Source organism: Jiangella rhizosphaerae (genome assembly GCF_003579925.1).
Lineage (GTDB): Bacteria > Actinomycetota > Actinomycetes > Jiangellales > Jiangellaceae > Jiangella > Jiangella rhizosphaerae.
Genome location: NZ_QUAL01000168.1, coordinates 15,318 through 38,989 on the forward strand (window position 1 = coordinate 15,318; position 23,672 = coordinate 38,989).

Here is a 23,672-nt window from a genome sequence, read left to right on the forward strand (position 1 = left end):
ATCAACCGTTGGCGACGTCATAGTGTCGCCAACGGTTGATGATCAAGGGCGACTGTTGCGGGAAGCGGTCCGATCGAGGCGATAACGTAGAGACGTGCGGGCGGCGATGTGACAGCCGAGCGCCATCTTTCCGCCGTAGTGTAATCGGTTAGCACGAGGGCCTTTGAAGCCCTTTGTCCAGGTTCGAGCCCTGGCGGCGGAGCGTGGTTCTCATCCTGGCAGGGGTGCTGATCGAGTTCTCGTCAGCCTGGCCGGGAAGGTAGTGTCGTTCCCGAGCCCGCCACCGAAGCCGAGGAGCACGAACGCGTGACTACGCGCCCGGCAGCCGTCGTCGTTCTCGCCGCTGGCGAGGGCACCCGGATGAAGTCGTCCACCCCGAAGGTCCTGCACGAGGTCGCCGGCCGCAGCCTCGTCGGTCATGCCGTCGCCGCCGCGCAGGAGCTGAAGCCCGACCACCTCACCGTGGTCATCGGGCACGGCCGCGACCTCGTCGCCGCGCACCTCGGTGAGGTCGCGCCCGGCGTCACCACCGCCGTCCAGGAGCAGCAGCTGGGCACCGGCCACGCCGTCGGGGTCGCGCTGGAAGGGCTGCCCGAGCTCGACGGCGTCGTCGTGGTCACGTACGGCGACGTGCCGCTGCTCACCGGCGACACCCTGCACGAGCTGGTCGAGCGGCACGTGGCCGACGGCAACGCCGTCACCGTGCTCACCGCGCACGTCGCCGACCCCACCGGGTACGGCCGCATCGTGCGCGAGGCCGACGGCGGGGTGCGCGCCATCGTCGAGCACAAGGATGCCGACGACGCGACACGGGCGATCACCGAGATCAACTCGGGCATCTACGCCTTCGACGCCGCCGTGCTGCGCGCCGTGCTGGCCCGCATCACCACGCAGAACGCGCAGGGCGAGCTGTACCTCACCGATGTGCTCGGGCTGGCGCGGCAGGACGGCCGCCGGGTCGGCGCCGTCGTCACCGACGACCCCTGGCAGACCGAGGGCGTCAACGACCGCGTCCAGCTGGCCGCCATGAACCGCGAGTTCACCCGGCGCATCAACGAGAAATGGATGCGCGCCGGCGTCACCATGATCGACCCCGCCACCACCTTCGTCGACGTCACCGTGACGCTCGAGCGCGACGTCGTGCTGCGGCCGGGCGTGCAGCTGCGCGGCCGCACCGAGGTCGCCGCCGGCGCCGAGGTCGGCCCCGACACCACGCTCATCGACACCGTCGTCGGGCCCGGCGCCAGCGTCGTGCGGGTGCACTCCGACGGCGCGCAGATCGGCGCGAACGCCACCGTCGGCCCGTACACCTACCTGCGGCCGGGCGCCGTGCTCGAGGAGAAGGCCAAGGCCGGCGCGTACGTCGAGATCAAGAAGTCGACGGTCGGGGCGGGCGCGAAGGTGCCGCACCTCACCTACGTCGGCGACGCCACCATCGGCGAGGGCGCCAACATCGGCGCCGGCACCATCTTCGCCAACTACGACGGCGTCGCGAAGCACCCCACCACGGTCGGCAAGCACGTCTTCGTCGGCAGCGACTCGGTGCTGGTGGCGCCGGTCGAGCTGGCCGACGGCAGCTACGTCGCCGCCGGCTCCACCGTCGTGTCGGGCACCGCGCCCGGCGAGCTGGCCGTCGCGCGCGGCCGCCAGCGCAACATCGCCGGCTGGGTCGCGCGCAAGCGCCCCGGCAGCAAGACCGCCGCCGCGGCCGAGGCCGCCGCCGGCGACACCACGGGGGAGAACGAGGGGGACGAGCCGTGACGGGGATCCGCGCCACCGGCACCAAGACGCTGATGCTGTTCGGGGGCCGAGCGCATCCGGAGCTGAACGAGGAGGTCGCCGACGCCCTCGGCGTCAGCCTGGTGCCGAGCAAGACCTTCAACTTCGCCAACGGCGAGATCTACGTGCGGTTCGAGGAGAGCGTGCGCGGCAGCGACGCCTTCGTCATCCAGAGCCACACCGCTCCGATCAACGAATGGATCATGGAGCAGCTGATCATGGTCGACGCGCTCAAGCGGGCGTCGGCCAAGCAGATCACCGTCGTCATGCCGTTCTACGGGTACGCGCGGCAGGACAAGAAGCACCGTGGCCGCGAGCCGATCTCCGCGCGCCTCATCGCCGACATGTTCAAGACCGCCGGCGCCGACCGCCTCATGGCCGTCGACCTGCACACCGCGCAGATCCAGGGGTTCTTCGACGGCCCGGTCGACCACCTGTGGGCGCTGCCGATCCTGGCCGGTCACGTCCAGGAGCACTACGCGCCCGAGAACATGACGGTGGTGTCGCCCGACGCCGGCCGGGTGCGGGTCGCCGACGTGTGGGCCGACCGCCTGGGCACGCCGCTGGCCATCATCCACAAGCGGCGCAACCCCGACGTCGCCAACGAGGTGAAGGTCCACGAGGTCGTCGGTGACGTCCAGGGCCGCACCTGCCTGCTGGTCGACGACATGATCGACACCGCCGGCACCATCACGCAGGCGGCCGAGGCGCTGATGGAGGCCGGCGCCGAGAGCGTCTGCGTCGCCGCCACGCACGCCGTGCTGTCCGGCCCGGCGGTCGACCGGCTGAAGAACTCGGCCGGCATCAAGGAAGTCATCGTCACCAACACGCTGCCGATCGAACAGGAGCGCCGGTTCGACAAGCTGACGGTGCTGTCGATCGCTCCGCTGATCGCCCGGGCCATTCACGAGGTGTTCGAAGAGGGTTCCGTCACCAGCCTCTTCAACGGCAACGCGTAGCCGCCCTCGGATGTACGGGGTCGGTTTCACATCGGGGCAGCTCCGGGGCTAGACTTCGAGGGTTGCCTCGGCGAGGGTGCAGTCTCTGCTGTCACCGTGATCGACGCGGTGCGCAGTCGGTGCGCGCCCTTTGCCCGAGCCCGACGTGACGCTGACCGCCCACCGTGCTTTCCGAGGAGTTCTCACCGTGTCCGACGTCAAGATCGCCGCCGAGCTGCGTACCGAGTTCGGCAAGGGCGCCGCGCGCCGCCTCCGCCGCGCCGCCAAGGTTCCCGCGGTCCTCTACGGGCACGGAACCGACCCCGTCCACCTGGCGCTGCCGGGCCACGACACCATGCTCGCGCTGAAGACCCCGAACGTGCTCATCACGCTCGACATCGAGGGCCGCGGCAGCGAGCTGGCGCTGCCGAAGCACGTCCAGCGCGACCCGCTCAAGGGCTTCATCGAGCACGTCGACCTGCTGCTGGTCAAGCGCGGCGAGAAGGTCACCGTCGAGGTGGCGGTGCACGTCACGGGCGAGGCCGCTCCGGGCACGCTGGTCAACCTCGAGAGCCCCACCGTCTCCATCGAGGCCGAGGCGACCCACCTGCCCGAGGGCATCGAGGTGTCCGTCGAGGGCCTCGAGGAGGGCACCCAGATCCACGCCAAGGACCTCACGCTGGCGCGCGGCTCGTCGCTGGCCGGCGACCCCGAGCAGCTGGTCGTCAACGTCACCGCCGCGCCGACCGCCGAGCAGCTCGAGGGCGAGGTCGAAGAGGCCGCCACCGAGGAGGAGGCGCCGGCCGGCGAGGCCGCTGCCGAGGAGGCTCCGGCCGCCGAGGCGTCCTCCGACGAGTCCTGAGTTCACTTCGCCGGGCCGGGGAGCCTGTCGATGTCCGACGCGTGGCTGGTGGTCGGGCTGGGCAACCCCGGCCCGACGTATGCCGGCACCCGGCACAACGCCGGTGCCATGGTGGTCGACCTGCTCGCCGAGCGGGCCGGCGCGCCGCTGAAGTCCCAGCGCAAGCTCCGGGCCGACGTCGCCGAGGTGCGCCTCGGTGGCGTGCCCGGCGCCCGCGCCGTCCTGGCCAAGCCGCACACGTACATGAACGAGTCCGGCGGGCCGGTGGCACTGCTCGCCGACTTCTACAAGATCGCCCCCGACCACCTGCTGGTCGTCCACGACGAGCTGGACCTGCCGTTCGGCACCATCCGGCTCAAGCTCGGCGGGGGTGACAACGGTCACAACGGGCTGCGCTCGGTGCGCGCCCGCATCGGCACCGGCGACTACTGCCGGCTGCGGTTCGGCATCGGCCGGCCGCCCGGGCGGATGGACCCGGCCGCGTACGTGCTCAAGCCGTTCTCCACTGTTGAGAAGCGCGACATCGAGCTCGAGGTCGACCGCGCCGCCGACGCCGCCGAGGCCGTGGTGGTCGACGGCCTCGTCTACGCGCAGAACCACTACAACGCCTGAGCCCGCGCGAACGCGGGTCCGAAATCGCCGCTTTCGACTGGTCCCAGTCGACCCTTCCGCGTATAGTCCGTCCCAGTTCGTCGGCTTGATGATGAGCCGGTGGGGGGTATCGGAGCCTTGGGGGGGCCATGGCTACGGTCGATCTATTGTCGGCTGGCGCGCGCACACGCTCGCGGAGAACTCCGTCCGAATTCGACGGACGCGGTCCACTGGCGTCGCCGGCGACCCGTCCATTTCGCTACCGCCGCGCCACCGCGGCCGGTGACTTGCTGACCGGTGCTGTCGCGCTCGTCGTGACGGCGGTGCTCAGCCGGTCGCGGCTCGACGTCGCGGTCGCGGTCGGTGCCATGGCGGTCGCGTGGCCGCTGGTGCTCACCGCGAAGACCGGCCGGGCGGACCGGCTGTTCGGCGTCAGGAACACCTACCTCGACGTGCTGCGGGCGCTGGCCGCGGTGGTCGCCGTGCTGGCCGTCGCCGGTGCGCTGTTCTCGATCCCGGTGCTCGGCACGGCGTTCCTGGTCGCCGCCGCGATCCTCGCCGGCGGCTCCATCGCCGTGCGGCTGGCGGTCCGCCGCAAGCTGCGCCGGCTGCGCGCGCTGGGCCGCGCGACCCGGCGCACGCTGCTGGTCGGCCCGGCCAGTGGCGTCGCGGCCGCGCTCGACCGTTTCGCCCAGGACGGTGAGCACCCGCTGTCGGTCGTCGCCGCCTGCGTCGAGGACGACGGCACCGAGCCGCCCTCGTCGGTGCCGGTGGTCGGCACCGTCGTCCGGGGCCTTCCGGGCCACGACGACGCCCTGCGCGACGAGGAGATCGTCCACGCGGTCCGGCTGGCGGCCCAGCGGGTGCGGGCCCGCACGGTGTGCGTCACACCCGGCTCGGAGTTCACCGGCGACCGCCTGCGCGCGCTGAGCTGGATGCTCGGCGACATCGGCATCGATCTCGTCACCGACCTCGGGCTGTCCGACGTCGCGCCGCACCGCATGGGCCTGGGCAGCATGGGCTCCAGCGTGCTGCTGCACGTCAAGCAGGTCCGCCCCACCGGCCTGCGGCTGGCGGCCAAGGTCGCGACCGATCGCGTGCTGGCGGCGCTGATCCTGCTGCTGCTCTCGCCGCTGCTGCTGGCCATCGGGGTCGCGGTCAAGGTCACCGATCCCGGTCCGGCCATCTACCGGCAGGTGCGGGTGGGCCGCGACGGCCTGTTCTTCACCATGCTGAAGTTCCGCACCATGTACGTCGACGCCGACCAGCGCCGCGCCGAGCTGCTCGACTCCGCCGACGGCGACGGGCCGATGTTCAAGATGCGCCACGACCCGCGCATCACCCGCATCGGTCGGCTGCTGCGCAAGTACTCCCTCGACGAGCTGCCGCAGCTGGTCAACGTGCTGCGCGGCGAGATGTCGCTGGTGGGTCCGCGGCCCGCGCTGCCTGAGGAGGTCGCCACGTACGACGGCACCGCCCGCCGCCGGCTGGCCGCGATCCCGGGCATGACCGGCCTGTGGCAGGTGAGCGGCCGCTCCAACCTCACCTGGAGCGAGACGGTGCGGCTGGACCTGCGCTACGTCGACAACTGGTCCTACGGCGACGACCTGCAGCTGCTGCGTCGCACCGCCAAGGCCGTGGTCCGCAGCACCGGCGCCTACTGAACCCGCGGGGCCGTCACAGCCAACGACGCCCACCCCCGACGCAAGTTGATCTTGGAGAACTTCGTCCATCAATCGGGCGAATCGGACCACAATGGCCGAACAACTCCAAGATCAACTTCTCGGGATGCTGCGTGGTGGGCGGGCCGGTGCGGTTGACCGGATGGTGGACGCTTCGTCTCGGATTATGGGCGAGGACGTGATTCGGGGCCGGTTCACCCTAGGCTGGGACGTTCGAAGACCGGCCTCGAGGAGTTCCGTGGCATCCACTGACGCGATCCTGGCCGCCCGCCTCGCCACCGAGGCGGGCGCGCTGCTGCTCGCGCTGCGCCGCGACCACGATCCGGCAACGGGCACTCAGGCGCTGCGCGATGCGGGGGATCGCGCAGCCCAACGATTTCTGGCCGCCGCGCTGACCGAGCAGCGCCCCGGCGACGCCGTCCTCAGCGAGGAGGCGCCCGACACCGCCGCCCGGCTCGACGCGCGGCGAGTCTGGATCATCGACCCCCTCGACGGCACGCGCGAGTTCGGCGACGGCCGCGACGACTGGGCGGTGCACGTGGCGCTGTGGGAGGACGGAGAGCTGACGGCGGGAGCCGTCGCGCTGCCCGGCCTGGGCGTCACGCTGGCTGGTGACCCGGCCGCCGTCGTCCCGGACCGCGTCCCCGCCGCACCGCCGCGCATCGCCGTCAGCCGCAGCCGTCCGCCCATCGCCGCGCAGCGGGCCGCCGACGCCCTGGGCGCCGAACTGGTCCCGCTCGGTTCGGCCGGGTTCAAGGTCGCCGCCGTCGTGCGCGGCGAGGCCGACGCCTACGTCCACGCCGGCGGTCAGTACGAGTGGGACTCCGCCGCGCCCGCGGCCGTCGCCCGCGCCGCCGGCCTGCACGCCAGCCGGCTCGACGGCACGCCGCTGCGCTACAACCAGCCCGACCCGTACCTGCCCGACCTGCTCGTCGCCCGCCCGGAGCTCGCCGACGCGCTCCTGGCGGCCGTCGCCGTCGGCAACCCCGCTCAACCCGTGAGGTCAGCATGACGATCCACGAGTACCAGCTCTCGCAGCTCGACTATCTCGAGGCCGAGGCGGTGCACATCTTCCGCGAGGTCGCTGCCGAGCTCGAGCGGCCGGTGCTGCTGTTCTCCGGCGGCAAGGACTCCATCGTCATGCTGCGGCTGGCCGAGAAGGCGTTCTGGCCGGCGCCGATGCCGTTCCCCGTCATGCACGTCGACACCGGGCACAACTTCCCCGAGGTTCTGGAGTTCCGCGACCGCCGAGTCGCCGAGCTGGGCGTCAACCTCGTCGTCGCGTCGGTGCCCGACGCCATCGAGCGCGGGCTGGTGGCCGAGGAGCCGAACGGCTCGCGCAACCGCATCCAGACGCCGGTGCTGCTCGAGGCGGTCGAGAAGCACCGGTTCACCGCGTTGTTCGGCGGTGCCCGCCGCGACGAGGAGAAGGCCCGGGCCAAGGAGCGGGTGTTCTCCTTCCGCGACGACTTCGGCCAGTGGGACCCGAAGAACCAGCGCCCGGAGCTCTGGAACCTGTACAACGGCCGCATCCACCTGGGCGAGAGCATCCGGGTGTTCCCGTTGTCGAACTGGACCGAGCTCGACGTCTGGCACTACATCCAGCGCGAGGAGATCGCCGTCCCGTCGATCTACTACGCGCACGACCGCGAGGTCTTCGAGCGCGACGGCATGCTGTTCGCGAACAACGAGTTCTGCCGCCCGCGCGAGGGCGAGACGACGTTCGTCGCTAAGGTCCGCTACCGCACCGTCGGCGACGCCTCGCTGACCGCCGCGGTGCGCTCCGACGCCGACACCGTCGAGAAGGTGATCGAGGAGATCGCCGCCACCCGGCTGACCGAGCGCGGCGCCACCCGCGGCGACGACCGCGTCAGCGAGGCCGCGATGGAGGACCGGAAGAAGGAAGGCTACTTCTGAGATGGATCTGCTCAGGTTCGCCACCGCCGGCTCCGTCGACGACGGCAAGAGCACGCTGATCGGCCGGCTGCTCTACGACTCCAAGGCGATCTTCACCGACCAGCTCGAGAGCGTCGAGCGCACCAGCCAGCAGCGCGGCGACGAGTACACCGACCTGTCGCTGCTGACCGACGGCCTGCGCGCCGAGCGCGAGCAGGGCATCACCATCGACGTCGCGTACCGCTACTTCGCGACGCCGCGGCGCAAGTTCATCATCGCCGACACCCCGGGGCACATCCAGTACACCCGCAACATGGTCACGGGCGCCTCCACCGCCGACCTCGCCATCGTGCTGGTCGACGCGCGCAAGGGCATGGTCGAGCAGAGCCGCCGGCACGCGTTCCTCGTGTCGCTCCTGCGGGTGCCGCACCTGGTGCTCGCGGTGAACAAGATGGATCTCGTCGACTGGTCGCAGGAGGTCTTCGAGTCCATCGAGAAGGAGTTCTCCTCGTTCGCGACGAAGCTCGACGTTCCCGACCTCACCGTCGTGCCGATCTCCGCCCTGCACGGCGACAACATCGTCAGCCGCTCGCCCAACATGCCGTGGTACGAGGGCCCGTCGCTGCTGCACCACCTCGAGCACGTGCACATCGCCAGCGACCGCAACCTCGTCGACGTCCGGTTCCCGGTGCAGTACGTCATCCGGCCGCAGTCGCTGCAGCGCACCGACTACCGCGCCTACGCCGGGCAGGTCGCCGGCGGCGTGCTCAAGGCCGGCGACGAGGTCATGGTGCTGCCGAGCGGGTTCACCACGCGCATCGCCAGCATCGACACCGCCGACGGCCCGGTCGGCGAGGCGTTCGCCCCGATGTCGGTGACCATCCGGCTCGAGGACGAGATCGACATTTCCCGCGGCGACATGATCTGCCGGCCGCACAACCAGCCGGCGGTCGCGCAGGACATCGACGCCATGGTCTGCTGGATGGCCGAGACGCCGCTGGCGCCGGGCCAGAAGCTGGCGATCAAGCACACGACGCGGTCGGCGCGGGCGCTGGTCAAGGAGCTGCAGTACCGGCTCGACGTCAACTCGCTGCACCGCGACGACACCGCGACACAGCTCGGCCTCAACGACATCGGCCGGGTGCGGCTGCGCACGACCGTGCCATTGCTCGCCGACGAGTATCGCCGCAACCGGCAGACCGGCGGGTTCATTCTCATCGACGAGTCGACCAACCGCACCGTGGGCGCAGGCATGATCACCTCGGCGAGCTGAGCGAGGGTGCGCTACAGTTCGCCGTAGCAGGATTCTTTGGGGGGCCGATGAAACTGCGCACCACTGGCGTCAGCTGGCGCGAGATCGACGGCGAGACGGTCATTCTCGATCTCTCGTCGTCGACGTATCTGAAGACCAATGCCGCGGGGTCGACCATCATGCGGCTGCTGGCCGAGGACCGCACCACCGCCGAGCTCGCCGACGGCCTCGTCGAGGCGTACGGCATTCCGGCCGACCAGGCCACGGCAGACGCCGAGACGTTCATCGCCATGCTCCGCGAGCGGAACCTTCTCGACTCCGCCGATTCCTGATCCGTCCGGTGGCGCAAGCCGCCGGCACCGCAATACACCATCCGCAGATAGGAAAGTGGGGGCTCCGATGGCGTACGAAGCGCCGACGCTCGAGGAGATCGGCTCGGTCCGCGAACTCACGCTCGCCGCGAGCGGCCGTGGCCGATCCGACCAGGTCCAGTGGTTCCGTTACGACAACGACCCCGGCGGCGTGCTGTCCTGACGCCCCGGTCGCCGGGACGGCACCGGACGAAAGCCCATCGACCGAGAAAATTACCGCGAAAACCTCCGGTAACGGCTTTCTGACGGTACGATCGCGGCTGTTGGAAAGCAGGGCATTGGTGGATGCTCTGCTCTTACCGCCTCCGCAGAGGGGGTCAGAAAGGGGGGCACGGCTATGGCATATCAGCCACCCGTGTTGGAAGAGGTCGGTTCCGTTCGTGAGTTGACGCTCGCGCACGGCGGCCAGGGCTCGTCGGACCAGTTCCTCTGGTTCAAGTGGGGGAACGACCGTCCGCCGGGCGGTGGCGGCCTCTCCTGACGCCGTCAATGTCGAGCACGGCGGAGTCGCCCGGATTCCGGCGGCTCCGCCGTGTCTCGCTCGTGGTGTCAGGGGAGCATCGCGTGAGTACATTCTCCGCAGCGGCGCGAATCGATGCCGATTCGGCGAATTCTTCGCCGCGCTATTTCCGTCTTTCCTCATTCGAGGTCGCCACGTCCTGGGTGCACGGCTCGTTCCGAGTGCCGCCGCCTCCGCCGACCACGGCGACCCCGCGTGAGGCGCTCGACGACGCCATCCGGCCGGCGTTGCTGCGCGCGCCGTGCTTCGTGTCGTTCTCTGGCGGGCGTGACTCGTCGGCCATCCTGGCCGCCGCGACGGCGCTGGCCCGGCGCGAGGGGCACGCCGACCCCGTCCCCGTCACCGAGGTCTATCCGGACGTCCCCGACGCCGACGAGTCCGGCTGGCAGCGGCTGGTCGTCGACCACCTGCGCCTCACCGAGTGGGTCCGGTTGCCGATCCGGGGCGAGAGCGACCTGCTGGGCGAAGGCGCGCGGGCGAGCCTGCTGCGCCGCGGCGTGCTCTGGCCACCGCCGTTCCACGTGAAGGACGCCTTGTTCCAGGTGGTCGCGGGCGGTTCGATCCTCACCGGCGAGGGCGGCGACGAGATCATCGGGCCGCGCCGCACGACGCCGGTGACGCTGCTGGTGCGCAAGCGGCGCCGGCCCCGCCCGCAGCTGCTGGTCGCCACGGCGGCGGCGCTCGCGCCGGGCTCGGTGCGCCGGTCGCGAGTACGCCGGCAGATGGCCGGCGACGCGCAGCAGCCGTGGCTGCGCCCGGCGGTCGTCCGCCGCCACCGGCGCCTGCTCGCGGCCGACGAGGCGTCCGAACCGCTGGCGTGGGACCGGTCGCTCTGGTGGGTGCGGCACCGCCGTGCCGTCGAGGCCGTCCTCGCCAACTACGACGCGCTGGGTGCGGAGTTCGGCGTCTGGGTCGGGCACCCGCTGCTCGACACCGGGTTCCTCGCCGCGCTCACCCGGTTCGGCGGCCGGTGGGGGTTCGCGGGCCGGACGGCGCTGATGCGCATCCTGTTCTCCGACGTGCTGCCCGACGAGATCCTGCGCCGGTCCAGCAAGGCCAGCTTCGACCGCGCCTACATGGGCGAGCCGACGCGCGCGTTCGCCCGCGACTGGGACGGCTCCGGGGTGGACCCGGAGCTCGTCGACCCCGAGGCGCTGCGCGCGGCCTGGCTGTCCGACCGGCCCTCGACGCTGTCCGGCACGCTGCTGCAGCAGGCCTGGCTGGCCGCGCAGCCCAGTCCCCCGCGAGGTGCCGAGTGAGGAATCCACTGTCCTTGGTCCGGGCCGTCCCGGCGCGTGAGTGGCCGTCCGTCGTGGCGGCCGTCGTCATCGCGGCGACGGTCGAGGCCGGGCTGCGGGTCATGCGGCTGCCCCGGCTGGCCGCCTGGCTGGGCGCGCCGCTGGGGCTGGAGCTGGAATCGCCGCTCATGCCGGCAGACGGCGGCACGACGCGGCTGACCGCGGCGGAACGGCGACGGCTGCGGGCGGTCTGGCGGGTGCTGCGGCACTGGCCGTTCGGCGACACCTGCCTGCGCCGGGCGCTGGTGAGCGGCCACGTGCTGCGTCGCCGGAGGCCGGTGCTGCGGGTGGGGGTGGCGAAGATCGAGGGTCGCATCCAGGCGCACGCGTGGCTGGAGATCGACGGCGTGAGCCTCGACCCCGTGGGCGCGGCCACGTATCAGGCGTTCGAGGCGATGGGCGGGCTGCGATGAGCGCGGAACGGCAGCTGCTCTACGGGCTGAGCGTGGCCTCGGAGGTCCCGCTGCACCAGGACCGCGCCGTCGGAGTCGACGGTGAGCCGGACGTCGACATCCGCTGGGGCGACCCCGTCGCACTGACGCTGGAGCCACCGGCCGGCCGCGTCCTGGCGCACCTGGAGACCGACCAGCCGTACTACACGTTCACCCGGACCGGCGACGGCGGCTGGATGCTGCGGTTCTACCGGACCTGCGACTTCGTGGTCGCGCCGGACGCCCGCTCGGTACGGGTGCACGTGGTCGAGGGCGCCGACCCGGGGGTCGCAGGCATCCTGACCGCCGGAGCGCTGCTGTCGTTCCTCGTCACGATCCGCGGCCACGTCGTCCTGCACGCGAGCGCCGTCCACCTGGGCGCCGGCGCGGTGGCGTTCGTCGGCCGGTCCGGCATGGGCAAGTCGACCATGGCGACGCTGATGTGCGCGGCCGGCGGCGCGCTGATCACCGACGACGTGCTCCGGCTGGACGATGACGGCGACGACCGGCTGGCCTGCCGGCTGGGCGCGACGGAGCTGCGGCTGCGCAAGTCCGCCGCCGAGCTGGTCGAGCAGTTCGCGGTGGCCCCGTCGAGCCGGCTCACCAGCGACGCCCGCGACGCGCTCAGCGTGGTGACGGCCCAGGCCGACCGGGTCCCGCTGGCCGGCATCGTGTTCCCGCTGCCGGACCGCGAGCGGCAGGCGATCGAGCTCACCCGCATGGGCGCGATGGAGGCGCTGATCACGCTGCTGCGGTTCCCCCGGCTGCTCGGCTGGACCGACCCCGACATCCTCGACCGGCAGTTCCAGCAGGCCGGCGAGATCGTCGAACGCGTGCCGGTGTTCGTGGCGCACGTGCCGTGGGGGCCGCCGTTCTCGCCGGCGATCGCGCCCGCCATCGCCGACGCCGTCGGCCTCGGGGTGCCGGCCGGCTGAGCGCTCCCGCCGTCAGCCCTGGCGGTAGAGCGGGGTCGCGCCGGAGGTGGCGCCGGACCGGGCGGGCGTCTCGGCCGAGACGGTGTCGGTGCGGTTGCGGGCGTGTGCCTGGCCGAGCCAGTCGCCCACCTCGGGCTCGTCGGCGTCGCGGCCGGCGTTCCGCTCGTGCCGGGCGACCTGCTCGCGCAGGTACTCGATCTCCTCGCGCCGGGCGCGCGAGCGGTTCACCCCGGCGACGATCGCCATGATGCCGAGCAGCAGGAGCAGGCCGGCGGCGACCCCCGCGGCGAAGACGCCCCAGACCGGCGAGTCGAGGTCGACGTCGAACGCGCTGAGTGCGACGGTATCGCCGCCGGCGATGACGGCGACGACGACCGCTGCCGCGGCAACGACGAGGAGGAGCAGTCCGAGCACGATCATGCCGGGTCCTTTCCGCAGGCGGCGTGTCAGTAGACATCTCTTCCCGTGCCCACATCGGGGCAAACCCGGACGTCTCGCGCGATGAGTTCCGGCGACGGGCCAGGTCGACCGTCGGAGAGCAGGCCAGGCCGCCGTGGTACGTCTTCCGCCTCTCGCCCGCGACGGTGTTCGCGCTCGGCGCCGAGGAGCCGTACGGCGCGACGCGGTTCACGTTCCGAGCAGCCTCGTTGCCCGCGCGCACCACGAAGGGTCTATTGGTCAGACGGGATCGGTGCACCTCACCCGCGGCGCGACCACGTCAGAGCGTCGCTCTGGTCTCGATCCGGTCCTGACGCGAGTGAGGTGCTTCTCATCAGCATGAGGAGCGCCGCCGCAGGCCACTCGGGCTTGTTGGCACGCCGGTAAGCGGGCGTCCTCAACACCTGGAGCCGACCTCGACAGCCAAACTCACGCTCTACGCCCGAAGCGGCGCCCAGAACCCGACGCCAGCTATCGAAGACGACCGTTCCCATCGACGACTCCCAAGCGTCCTGCCGTCGCCACACGCACCCGTCCCTCTGATAGGTGGACGAAGAACTGGCACCCCCGGGGGGTGAAGGTCACGCGGACTCACTCGGCGAACTAGTCGCCGTCGCGCATGATGTCGAGGTCGACCGGGCCGTCGATGCCGTCGACCCGGGCGAAGGTGTTCACCTGCCAGACGTGCCACCGCTCGTCCGTGGGCCGGCGGAAGAAGCGGTAGTCCCACAGCCGCCGATCCAGGCCGTCGCGGACCGGGTAGAGGTCGTCCCAGTCGGGCCGGACGTAGAACAGCAGGTCGCGGCCCCACGCGGTCTCGACCCGCTCGACGAACGCGTCGACCTCGGCGGCCACCGCGTCCGCCGGCGGGCGCTCGCTGCAGTTGCCGGTCAGCTCCAGGTCGATGACCGGCGGCAGTGCGTCGTCGTCGGGCGGCGCGACGGCGAGGAAGTTCTCGGCCTGGGCCGCGCCCGGTGCGCAGAGGGTGAAGAAGTGGTAGGCGCCGCGGTCGAGCCCGACGCGGCCGGCGCCGGCCCAGTTCTCCTCGAACCAGTCGTCGACCCAGCCCTGGCCCTCGGTGGCCTTGATGTAGGCGAACTCGATGCCGTCGCCGGCGACGGCGTCCCAGTCGATCTCGCCCTGGTGCGCCGAGACGTCGATGCCGTAGCGCTCGCCGTGCTCGAGCGCCGGCCGCCAGTGCGGGATGATGCCGAACCAGAGCACCGCGCCCAGCCCGAATGCCGCGACCACCACCACCGAGACCGTGACGATGATGCGTCGGCGCATAGGCGATTCCCCCTGATCCGTACTCTTCGTCCGCCACCCTAACCGGCCAGGAGGACGTATCGTCGCGGCATGGCACCGGACGTGTGGGATCAGGGCGACGCCTACGAGGCGTACGTCGGGCGCTGGAGCCGCCGCGTCGCCGCCGCCTTCGTGCCGTGGCTGGAGGTTCCCGCCGGCGCACGGTGGGTGGACGTCGGCTGCGGCACCGGCGCGCTCACCGAGGCCGTGCTGACGCTCGCCGAACCGGCCTCCGTCCTCGGCGTCGACCCGTCCGACGGCTTCCTCCAGACGGCCCGCGCACAGGTTCCCGGCGCGACGTTCGAGGTCGGTTCCGCGGCGGCCTTGCCGGTCGGCGACGGCGCGGCCGACGCCGTGGTCAGCGGGCTGGCGATCAACTTCGTGCCCGACGCCGCGGCCGCGGTCGCGGAGCTCGTCCGGGTGGCCGCGCCAGGCGCCGTCGTCGCCGCGTACGTGTGGGACTACGCCGAGGGCATGGAGCTCATGCGGCACTTCTGGGCCGCCGCCGCGGACGTCGACCCGGCCGGCGCCGGCCTCGACGAGGGTGCCCGGTTCCCGCTGTGCCGGCCCGAGCCGCTGAGTCACCTGTGGCTGGCTGCCGGGCTGTCCGACGTGACGGTCCGGTCCATCGACATCCCGACAGTGTTCGCGACGTTCGACGACTACTGGAGCCCGTTCCTCGGCGGTCAGGGAGCGGCACCGGGATACCTGGCCACGCTGCCGCGGCCGCGGCAGGACGCCATCCGCGACGCTGTGCGGGAGCGGCTGCCGGTGGCGGCGGACGGCTCCATCACGCTGACCGCCCGCGCCTGGGCCGTCCGCGGCGTGCGACGCTCGGTACGGAATTGAGGGTCGCGAGATGGACACCGTGAGTCCTGCGGCCGAGGGGAGCGGTCGCGGCCTGCGGGCCACCTCTAGAGCCACGGTCGGCCCGTCGCCGAAGCATCGTCGGCCGTGCTCGGTCGCACCTCGCATCTGCAACAGCCCCACCAGCGCCGACCGAAGTCGATCATGGAGAAATGCGGGTTCCAGGTCGCCTGGAAGCCGCATTTCTCCATGCTCAACGCGACGGCGTGGGTTTGCTGTCGTTGCGGGTCCCTGGGCCGTCCGCGGCGGCGTCCGGGTCAGCGGCTGAGCGCGTCCTCCAGCTCCTTGAGCAGCCGGGCCTTCGGCCGCGCCCCGACCAGCGCCTGTACCGGCTCGCCGTCGACGAACAGCATGAGCGTGGGCAGCGACATGATGCGGTAGCGGGCGCCCAGCTCGGGGTGCTCGTCGGTGTTCACCTTGCGGATCGCGACGGTGCCGTCGAGCTCGTCGGCGAGCTCGGCCAGCATCGGGGCGATCATGTGGCACGGCGGGCACCACTGCGCCCAGAAGTCGACCAGCACCGGGATGTCGCTGTGCAGCACCTCGCGGTCGAACGTCTCGTCGGTGACGGTCAGCGTCATGGCCGCTCCCGGTGCTCGGCCCGCGCCTGGGCGTCGTCGAGCTTGGCCCGGATGCCGGCGCGGATCGCCGTCAGCCGGTCGAGGTAGCCGTCGACCTCGGCGAGCTTGCGCCGGTAGGTTTCGATCGAGTCCGCACAGGAGTCGCCGGACTCGTGGCCGGAGCGCAGGCAGTCGACGAACGGGCGGGTGTCGTCGAGGCTGAAACCGATGCCCTGCAGCGTCTGGATCTCCGTGACCAGCCGCAGGTCGTCCTCGTCGTACTCGCGGTAGCCGTTCGGGGCGCGCTGCGCCATCAGCAGGCCCTGGGACTCGTAGAACCGCAGCGCGCGCGTGGTGGTGCCGGCGCGCTGGGCGAGGTCGCCGATTCGCATGCCTCGACGGTAATCCTTGACGCGCGCGTCAAGGCAAGACGCGGTCAGGCGTGCTCGACGGTGGGTGGCGTGGCGTAGACGTCGAGGAGGCGGCGTTCGGCGTCGGCGAGGGCGAGCCGGACGGCGCCGAGCGCGACGGCGTCGTCGCCGAGCCGGGACAGCTCCAGCCGCGGCTCGACCAGCGTGCGCCGGTTCAGGTGCCGGCGCAGACCGGCCACGATGACGTCGCCGGCCAGGGTGATGCTGCCGCCGATGACGACCAGTTCGGGGTCGATGGCGGACACGAAGGAGGCCAGGCCGCGCGCCAGCCGGGCACAGGCCTCGTCGACGGCCTGCAGCGCCCGGGGGTCGCCACCGGCCGCCGCGGCGAGGACGGCCGCGGCGTCGGCGCTCTGGTCGTCGCCGAGCTCACGGGCGCGGCGCAGGATCGACGACGTCCCGACGGCGGACTCCAGCGGGCCGAGCCCGTCGGCCTGCACGCCCTGCGGTTCCTCCTCGAGCTCGAGGAAGCCGATCTCGCCGGCCGCGCCGTGGGCGCCACGGTGCAGCCGGCCGTCGACCAGCACGGCGGCGCCGATGCGGGCGCCCCATTGCAGGAGGATGAGGTTCTCGGCGTCGCCGCCGGTCCCGTTCCACCGTTCGGCCATGACGGCGAGGTTGACGTCGTTCTCGACCCGCACCGGGCAGTCGAGCCCGCGGCGGAACAGGCTGGCGAGTTCCAGCGAGCTCCATCCGGGGACGGACGGGGCCTGCACGACGGCGCCGCGACTGTCGTCGACGATGCCGGGCGTACCGATGCCCACCGCCGCGACGTCAGCCGCCGGGATCGACACCTGGTCCAGCGCCGTCCGCATGGTCGCCTCGACCTGGTCGAGCAGCTCGGCATGGGTGCCGGTCGCGGTGACGTCGCGACGTGCATAGGAGACGACCCGGCCGCTGAGATCGGCGACCGCGCAGTAGATCTTGTGCGGTCCGACGTCGATGCCGAGGACGTGCCACGCGTCGGCGCGGAAGCGCAGCACGCGCGCCGGCCGCCCCATGCGGGGCAGATCGGGGTCGGGCGCCTCGGTCTCCTCGACCCAGCCGTCGGCCATCAGCGTCGACACCGCCGCGGTGACCGTCGGGCGGGACAGACTGGTCGCCTGGACGAGCTCGGTCACGCGCGCCGTCCCCGCGGCGCGGATGGCGCTGAGGACCGCCGCGCAGTTCATGAGCCGAAGCACCTGCGGCCCGCTGCCATGTCCGGTTTGCTTCACTCCGCCCCCTTGACACCGACGTGTCGTGCCAACATAGTGATCATTCACACATAGTGAAGGAAGTTTCTTTACTAAGTCTAGGCGGCGCACTGACGACACCGTCGGAGGGCCGCCGTACCCGCCGCCGACGCTCGGGAGGTCGCCCGACCGTACCTCGTCTGAGTACCGCAATCACCGCCCCGTCAGCTCGATTCGAGGCTCTGCTTGCCGGCACATGCAGGGCGCTACCCATGAACTCCACGCAGTAGTCCCCACGCGTTCGTTCAGGTCACTACCGGTCTCCCCCCGGAGGAAGCCATGTTGGGTAAGCGATCCGCATCCTTACTGTTGTTCCTGGCGCTGCTGATGTCCGTCCTGGTCAGCGCGCCGGCCACCGCCCAGACCGTCGAGCCTCCGGCCGACACCGAGAGCACGTTCGCGGAACTGTCCGCGGCCGACGAGTTCGAGAAGGTGCTGGTGGCCCCCGGTATCTCCCAGCCGATGTCCATGGACATCGCCGACGACGGCCGCGTCTTCATGACCAGCCGCGACGGCGTGATCCGGGTCTATCACCCGGATACGGAACAGGTGACCGTGGCGGCCGAGCTGAGTGTGTTCGACGACCACCCGCTGCCGCCGAATCCCGACTTCCAGGGATCGAAGAACCAGGAGGGCGGCCTCCTGGGCCTGGCCCTGGACCCGGACTTCGCGACGAACGGCTGGGTGTACGTCTACTACACCAGCCGGGAGGAGAACGCCCACTACCTCTCCCGGTACGTCGTCGAGGGCGACCAGCTCGACGTCTCGTCGGAGATCGTCATGCTGAAGGTGCCCTACAACAAGACGCACTGCTGCCACGTCGCGGGCGACCTGGAGTTCGACTCCGCCGGCAACCTCTACCTGAGCACCGGTGACGAGTCGCCGCCGGACCTGAACGAGCAGTACTCGCCGCTCGACAGCCGTCCGACCCACTGGTACAACGACGACCGGCGGACGTCGGGCAACACGAACGACCTACGCGGGAAGGTTCTGCGCATCACCCCGCAGCCGGACGGCACGTACACGATCCCGGACGGCAACCTGTTCACGGGCGAGGAGGAGGGCGGCGGCAAGACCCGCCCGGAGATCTATGCGATGGGATTCCGGAACCCGTTCCGGATCTCGATCGACCCGGCGACCGACCGGCTGCACATCGGCAACTACGGCCCGGACCGGCTCGGCGAGTGGACCGAGCGCGGACCGTGGGGCTTCGACCAGTACATGGCGACGTCCGAGGCGGCCAACTTCGGCTACCCGTTCTGCATCGGCAACAACTACCCGTACCGTCCGTGGGACTACGCGACGAACCAGCCCCTCGGCGACTTCTACGACTGCCAGAACGGGCCGGTCAACGACTCGCCGAACAACACGGGGCTCGACCAGCTCCCGCCGGTGAAGCCGGCGACCATCTACTACCCGCGCAGCTGGGCCGGCTGGCCCGAGACGTGGGTCGGCTGGCCGGCGCAGGAGATCAACCCGATCCCCGAGCCATTCCTCAACATGGGGTCCGGCGCGGGCGGGCCGATGTCCGGCCCAGTGTATCGCTACGACGCCGATCTGCAGTCCGACACGAAGTTCCCCGAACACTACGACGGGCGCTGGTTCCTGCTCGACTTCCACCGCGGGCACGTGAAGACGGTCGAGCTGGACGAGAACGAGACCGTCGTCGCCATCGACGACTTCATGCCGGGCCAGACCTGGTCGGGGCTGATGGACGGGGAGTTCGGCCCGGACGGCTCGCTGTACGTGCTGGAGGGCGGCGCGTTCGGCAGCAGCCCGAACGCCGGCCTGTACCGGGTCGACTACCTCGGCGGCGGCCCCGGCGTCGGTGAGTGCGTGAACGACGACTTCGCCGGCACCGAGCTGGACCGGGAGCGCTGGTCGACGATCGTGCGCGAGAACGCCGACGGGTACCGGCAGACCGACGGCGCCCTCGAGATCGACATGCTGCAGGGCGACATGATCAGCAACCATTTGAGCGGCAACATCAACACCACCGCGCAGAACCTGATCATGGCTCCGGTGCCGGACGGCAACTGGGTCGCCCAGGTCACCGTCGAGCTGCCGGCCGGAGTGACCAGCCACGACCAGGCCGGGTTCATCATCTACGACGACGACCAGAACTTCACCAAGGCCGCCTACTTCCCGCCCTACGGCGGTGCGGCCGACGGCCGGTTCGAGTACCTGTACCACGAGAACGGTGAGATCCGGTACCAGAGCGGCGTCGACAACGCGACCATCGCGGCCGCGCCGTTGACGCTGCAGCTGCGGCTCACCGGCGACGGCGAGAACGTGCGCGCCGCCTATTCGCGCGACGGCGTGACCTGGGTCAACGTCGGGCGGCCGGCGCCGATCTCGAACTACGAGGCGCCCACGTTCGGCTTCTTCGCCGCCCACGGCCCGGCGGAGATCGAGGACCCGCTGACGGCGTCGTTCTCGGGCTTCTCGCTGTGCGTCCCGGAGGAGCCCGCGTGCGCCGCACCGACGGTGGACGCCGGGTACCGGCCGCTGTGGGACGGCGCCACGCTGACCGGCTGGAACCAGGCCGGTCCGGGTGGGTTCGCGATCGTCCCGGACGGGGAGCGGGCGGGCTCGTGCGCGCTGGAGTCGGTCGGCGACGCGGCCGGTCTCGGGATGCTGTGGCACGAGGAGGAGTTCGAGTCCTACCGCCTGCACCTCGACTTCAAGGCCGTGGCCGCCGACGACAACTCCGGCGTGTTCATCGGGTTCCCCGACCCCGGTGACGACCCGTGGGTCGCGGTGCGCCAGGGCTACGAGATCCAGATCGACGACACAGGCGGCTCTCCCGGTGCCGCGGACAGCTCCAAGACCGGTTCGATCTACACCTTCCAGGCCCCGACGTCGTTCCCGACCGTGCCCGGTCAGTGGAACGAGATGGAGATCGAGGTCGACGACCCGATGATCCGCGTGTGGATCAACGACGTGCTGGTCAACGAGTTCCACAACCACGACCCCGCACGCGACCTCGCCTCCGGGTTCGTCGGGATCCAGAACAACCGCGTGTCGGACAACGTGTTCTTCCGCGACATCTGGATCAAGGAGCTCGGCGACGACCAGTGCCCCGAGCCGCAGACGCCGCCGGCGGGCTTCGTGCCGCTGTTCGACGGCCAGACGCTGGACGGCTGGACGATGGCCGGTCCGGGCGGCTTCGAGATCGACGAGTGCGGGCTGCTCGAGCCGTACGGCGGCATGGGCCTGCTCTGGTACGACCGGCAGACGTTCGAGGACTTCGTCATGCGGGTCGACTTCCGGGTCCACGCGCCGACGGACAACTCCGGCGTGTACGTCCGCTTCCCCGACCCGCAAGGGGACCCGACGAACACGATCGACGAGGGCCACGAGGTGCAGATCTACGACGCCACCGACAACCCGCTGACCCGGACCGGCGCGATCTACAACTTCGCACCGGCCGAGACGCTGGCCACCAACCCGATCGGCGAGTGGAACACGATGGAGATCGAGGTGATCGGGCAGGAGTACCGCGTCACGCTCAACGGCACCGAGGTCACCACGTTCACCGGCGACGGCAGCCGTCCCCTCGAGGGCTACGTCGGCCTGCAGAACCACTCGTCGGGGCAGGCCGCCGGCGAGAGCGTCGAGTTCCGTAACGTCTGGATCAAGGAGATCGAGGACGAGCTGACGGTCGACGCCTCGGTCGACCCGGCCGAGCCCGACGGCGCCGGCGGCTGGTACGTCTCGCCGGTCACGCTCACCCTCGAGTCCAACGACCCGGAGGCGGAGCTGTACTGGCGGCCGCGCACGGACGAGACGCAGTGGCGCGCGTGGACCGAGCCGGTGGTGTTCGACGCCGATGGCGTCTACAACATCGACTACAAGGCGGTCATCCCGGGCGACGGCGGCGGCGAGCCGGCCGAGAAGGAGATCCTCGTCGGATCCGGTGGTTTCGGGTTCAGCGAGACCGAGTTCAGCGTGCGGCAGGGCGACACCGTCAAGTTCCAGTACGTCCCCGGCTACGCGCACGACGTCGTGGTCACCGACGAGAACGGCGTGGTGCTGGCGTCTCGTCCGCTCGGCGACGACTGGGAGGACGACCCGTTCTTCTTCGAGGCGACCGAGGAGGGTACGTACTACGTCTACTGCACGCCGCACTCGAACCGGCCGGACCCGGACGACCCGACGACGTGGGCCGGCATGGTGGCGACCTTCGAGGTGACGCCGTCCGGTGGCGAGCCGCCGGTGGAGACCGGGATCGAGGAGATCGAGTTCCTCATCGACCAGACGGGGCCGGCCACCACGGCCACCCTCGCGGGCGAGCAGGCCGGCGACGTCTACACCGGCCCGGTCACGGTGACCCTGGACGCTCAGGACGCCACGTCCGGTGTCGCCGAAACGCACTACCGGATGGCCGGTGCGGAGGAGCCGGTGGCCTACGGCGAGCCGATCACCGTGACCGAGCCCGGCACGCACACCGTCGAGTTCCGGTCGGTGGACGTGGCCGGCAACGTCGAGGACTGGCAGTCGGTCGAGTTCACCATCGGCGACGGCGATCCGGGCCCCTGCCCGGCCCCGGATCCGCGCGAGACCGTCATGATCGGCGACGACGACAGCGGCGTGCCCAGCTATGCGCTCGAGGACGGATGCACGGTCAACGACCTGATCCTCGACGAGGCCGAGTGGAACACCCACGGAGCCTTCCTGCGGCACGTCACGGAGGTGACCGATCACCTGGTGGCCGACGGCGTGCTCGACGGCAGGGAACGAGGCGCCATCGTCCGCACCGCCGCACGCAGCGACATCGGCAAGCCGGGAGCGTCGAGCCGGATGTCGTGGTCGCTGTCCTGACCCCCCGCTGACAGCCGACGTCCGGCGCCGGTCCGCCACCCGCGGGCCGGCGCCGGACGAAGGCCGTTCCGCCCTCCAACCTCACGGGAGATCTCATGTCGAACCGACTCGGCCGGCTGGCACCGGCCGTGGGTGCAGTCCTGGTGCTCGCCGCCTGTGGCGAGAGCGTCGATCCACGGCAGGAGACCGACGCCGGCGCCGACGCGGAGACCGGCGGCGACGGCGGCCAGGTCACGCTCGTCATGGAGAGCTGGCGCAACGACGACCTCGCGATCTGGGAGGACGTCATCCTGCCCGCGTTCCACGACCAGCATCCGGACATCCGGGTGACCTTCCAGCCGACCGCGCCGGACGAGTACGACGCCGCGCTCGACGCCAAGCTCTCCGGAGGGACGGCGGGCGACCTGATCACGTGCCGCCCCTTCGACGTCTCGCTGCGCCTCTACGAGGACGGACATCTCGCCCCGCTGACCGACCTGCCCGGCATGGACGCCTTCGGCGACGTGGCTCGCGCCGCGTGGTCGACCGACGACGGCTCGGAGTCGTTCTGCGTCCCCATGGCATCGGTGATCCACGGCTTCCTCTACAACGTCGAGATCTTCGACGAGCTCGGTCTCACGCCGCCGGAGACGGAGGAGCAGTTCCACCAGGTCCTCGACACCATCGCCGCCGACGGCACCTACGCCCCGCTGGTGATGGGCACCGCCGACCAGTGGGAGGCGGCGACCATGGGCCTGCAGAACATCGGCCCGAACTACTGGAACGGCGAGCAGGGCCGGCAGGCGCTGATCGCCGGAACCGAGCGGTTCGACGACGAGCAGTACGTCGCCGCATTCACCGAGCTCGCCTCGTGGGCGGAGTACCTGCCCGACGGCTACCAGTCGCTGACCTACCCCGACTCGCAGAACATGTTCACGCTCGGCCGCGGGGCGATCTTCCCGGCCGGCTCCTGGGAGATCGCGCTGTTCAACCAGCAGGCGGACTTCGAGATGGGGGCGTTCGCCCCTCCGTTGCCGGAGGGCCAGGACGCCTGCTACATCAGCGACCACACCGACATCGGCATCGGCATGAACGCGGCCACCGAACATCCGGAGGAGGCGAGGACGTTCCTCGAGTGGACGACCACGGCCGAGTTCGCCGACCTCTATGCCAACGCGTTGCCGGGGTTCTTCCCGATGTCAGATCACGACGTCGAGGTGGACGATCCGCTGGCGCAGGAGTTCCTGAGCTGGCGCGATCGGTGTGAGTCGACCATCCGGAACTCGTACCAGATCCTCTCGCGCGGTGAGCCCAACCTCGAGAACCAGCTGTGGGACCTCAGCGCGCAGGTGCTGAACGGCACGGTCCAGCCGCAGGAGGCCGCGGCGCAGGCGCAGGCGGGCCTGGACCGCTGGTACGAGCCCCAGCAGTAGGTCGAAGGAGCGGGTGTGGCGCGCACCGCCGGACGGTCGCGCCAC

Annotated in this window: 22 protein-coding genes and 1 tRNA gene; 18 read left to right on the plus strand and 5 right to left on the minus strand. The window is 71.0% G+C overall.

Going from position 1 to position 23,672, the window contains the following annotated elements; genetic code table 11:
• The first annotated feature begins 129 nt into the window (after nt 1-129).
• From DY240_RS17735 to DY240_RS17805, 15 genes are all read left to right on the plus strand, one after another.
• Nucleotides 130-202, plus strand: a tRNA-Gln gene (locus DY240_RS17735).
• Between the two features lie 104 nt (nt 203-306).
• Nucleotides 307-1,761, plus strand: coding sequence for a bifunctional UDP-N-acetylglucosamine diphosphorylase/glucosamine-1-phosphate N-acetyltransferase GlmU (gene glmU, locus DY240_RS17740; protein ID WP_119661176.1), 1,455 nt, complete (start codon nt 307-309; stop codon nt 1,759-1,761).
• Nucleotides 1,758-2,738 carry a ribose-phosphate diphosphokinase gene (locus DY240_RS17745; protein ID WP_119661177.1) on the plus strand — a complete coding sequence of 327 codons (981 nt, stop codon included), beginning with the start codon at nt 1,758-1,760 and terminating at the stop codon, nt 2,736-2,738. Before glmU ends, DY240_RS17745 begins: the two co-directional genes overlap by 4 nt.
• 187 nt (nt 2,739-2,925) lie before the next feature.
• Nucleotides 2,926-3,579, plus strand: coding sequence for a 50S ribosomal protein L25/general stress protein Ctc (locus tag DY240_RS17750; protein WP_119661178.1), 654 nt, complete (start codon nt 2,926-2,928; stop codon nt 3,577-3,579).
• 30 nt (nt 3,580-3,609) lie between these two features.
• On the plus strand, nt 3,610-4,191 hold the full coding sequence (gene pth, locus DY240_RS17755) for an aminoacyl-tRNA hydrolase (protein WP_119661179.1): 582 nt from the start codon (nt 3,610-3,612) through the stop codon (nt 4,189-4,191).
• 266 nt (nt 4,192-4,457) lie between these two features.
• Nucleotides 4,458-5,834 carry an exopolysaccharide biosynthesis polyprenyl glycosylphosphotransferase gene (locus DY240_RS17760; RefSeq protein ID WP_158602894.1) on the plus strand — a complete coding sequence of 459 codons (1,377 nt, stop codon included), beginning with the start codon at nt 4,458-4,460 and terminating at the stop codon, nt 5,832-5,834.
• A 256-nt stretch (nt 5,835-6,090) separates the two neighbouring features.
• On the plus strand, nt 6,091-6,864 hold the full coding sequence (locus tag DY240_RS17765; RefSeq protein WP_233552782.1) for a 3'(2'),5'-bisphosphate nucleotidase CysQ: 774 nt from the start codon (nt 6,091-6,093) through the stop codon (nt 6,862-6,864).
• A complete protein-coding gene (cysD, locus tag DY240_RS17770) occupies nt 6,861-7,769 on the plus strand; it encodes a sulfate adenylyltransferase subunit CysD (protein ID WP_119661182.1) in 909 nt (302 codons plus the stop codon). The genes DY240_RS17765 and cysD overlap by 4 nt, the downstream gene beginning before the upstream one ends.
• Before the next feature lies 1 nt (nt 7,770).
• Nucleotides 7,771-9,021: a sulfate adenylyltransferase subunit CysN gene (cysN, locus tag DY240_RS17775; RefSeq protein WP_119661183.1), complete on the plus strand. Its 1,251-nt coding sequence runs from the start codon at nt 7,771-7,773 to the stop codon at nt 9,019-9,021.
• A gap of 47 nt (nt 9,022-9,068) precedes the next feature.
• Nucleotides 9,069-9,332, plus strand: coding sequence for a PqqD family protein (locus tag DY240_RS17780; RefSeq protein WP_119661184.1), 264 nt, complete (start codon nt 9,069-9,071; stop codon nt 9,330-9,332).
• Nucleotides 9,333-9,399: 67 nt separating this feature from the next.
• The gene (locus DY240_RS17785) at nt 9,400-9,534 is read left to right on the plus strand and encodes a lasso RiPP family leader peptide-containing protein (protein ID WP_119661185.1); all 135 of its coding nucleotides are present in this window, start codon (nt 9,400-9,402) and stop codon (nt 9,532-9,534) included.
• A 174-nt stretch (nt 9,535-9,708) separates the two neighbouring features.
• Entirely contained in the window at nt 9,709-9,852 is a 144-nt protein-coding gene (locus DY240_RS34135; RefSeq protein WP_119661186.1) for a lasso RiPP family leader peptide-containing protein, read from the plus strand.
• Between the two features lie 200 nt (nt 9,853-10,052).
• Nucleotides 10,053-11,150: an asparagine synthase-related protein gene (locus tag DY240_RS17795; RefSeq protein ID WP_158602896.1), complete on the plus strand. Its 1,098-nt coding sequence runs from the start codon at nt 10,053-10,055 to the stop codon at nt 11,148-11,150.
• The gene (locus DY240_RS32100) at nt 11,147-11,602 is read left to right on the plus strand and encodes a lasso peptide biosynthesis B2 protein (protein ID WP_158602897.1); all 456 of its coding nucleotides are present in this window, start codon (nt 11,147-11,149) and stop codon (nt 11,600-11,602) included. Before DY240_RS17795 ends, DY240_RS32100 begins: the two co-directional genes overlap by 4 nt.
• A complete protein-coding gene (locus DY240_RS17805; protein WP_119661188.1) occupies nt 11,599-12,555 on the plus strand; it encodes a hypothetical protein in 957 nt (318 codons plus the stop codon). Before DY240_RS32100 ends, DY240_RS17805 begins: the two co-directional genes overlap by 4 nt.
• Before the next feature lie 12 nt (nt 12,556-12,567).
• Here DY240_RS17805 and DY240_RS17810 read toward each other — a convergent pair whose 3' ends face one another.
• Nucleotides 12,568-12,975: a hypothetical protein gene (locus DY240_RS17810; protein WP_119661189.1), complete on the minus strand. Its 408-nt coding sequence runs from the start codon at nt 12,973-12,975 to the stop codon at nt 12,568-12,570.
• A gap of 621 nt (nt 12,976-13,596) precedes the next feature.
• Nucleotides 13,597-14,280: a GH25 family lysozyme gene (locus DY240_RS17815; RefSeq protein ID WP_119661190.1), complete on the minus strand. Its 684-nt coding sequence runs from the start codon at nt 14,278-14,280 to the stop codon at nt 13,597-13,599.
• 69 nt (nt 14,281-14,349) lie between these two features.
• On the opposite strand from DY240_RS17815, the gene DY240_RS17820 reads away from it, so the two are divergent.
• A complete protein-coding gene (locus DY240_RS17820; RefSeq protein WP_119661191.1) occupies nt 14,350-15,147 on the plus strand; it encodes a class I SAM-dependent methyltransferase in 798 nt (265 codons plus the stop codon).
• A gap of 275 nt (nt 15,148-15,422) precedes the next feature.
• Here the strand turns inward: DY240_RS17820 and trxA are convergent, their stop codons facing one another.
• From trxA to DY240_RS17835, 3 genes are read right to left on the minus strand one after another with little or no spacing between them, the layout of a single operon-like run.
• Nucleotides 15,423-15,746 (minus strand): thioredoxin, encoded by a 324-nt coding sequence (gene trxA / locus DY240_RS17825; RefSeq protein ID WP_119661192.1) that lies wholly within the window; start codon nt 15,744-15,746, stop codon nt 15,423-15,425.
• The gene (locus tag DY240_RS17830; protein WP_119661193.1) at nt 15,743-16,117 is read right to left on the minus strand and encodes a MerR family transcriptional regulator; all 375 of its coding nucleotides are present in this window, start codon (nt 16,115-16,117) and stop codon (nt 15,743-15,745) included. Before DY240_RS17830 ends, trxA begins: the two co-directional genes overlap by 4 nt.
• A gap of 44 nt (nt 16,118-16,161) precedes the next feature.
• Complete coding sequence (locus DY240_RS17835) at nt 16,162-17,328, minus strand: ROK family transcriptional regulator (RefSeq protein WP_119661194.1); 1,167 nt, start codon at nt 17,326-17,328, stop codon at nt 16,162-16,164.
• A 342-nt stretch (nt 17,329-17,670) separates the two neighbouring features.
• On the opposite strand from DY240_RS17835, the gene DY240_RS17840 reads away from it, so the two are divergent.
• Together DY240_RS17840 and DY240_RS17845 are read left to right on the plus strand one after the other, a co-directional pair.
• Entirely contained in the window at nt 17,671-22,215 is a 4,545-nt protein-coding gene (locus DY240_RS17840; protein WP_233552784.1) for a family 16 glycoside hydrolase, read from the plus strand.
• 95 nt (nt 22,216-22,310) lie between these two features.
• Nucleotides 22,311-23,627: an ABC transporter substrate-binding protein gene (locus tag DY240_RS17845; protein WP_119661195.1), complete on the plus strand. Its 1,317-nt coding sequence runs from the start codon at nt 22,311-22,313 to the stop codon at nt 23,625-23,627.
• Nucleotides 23,628-23,672: the final 45 nt, after the last annotated feature.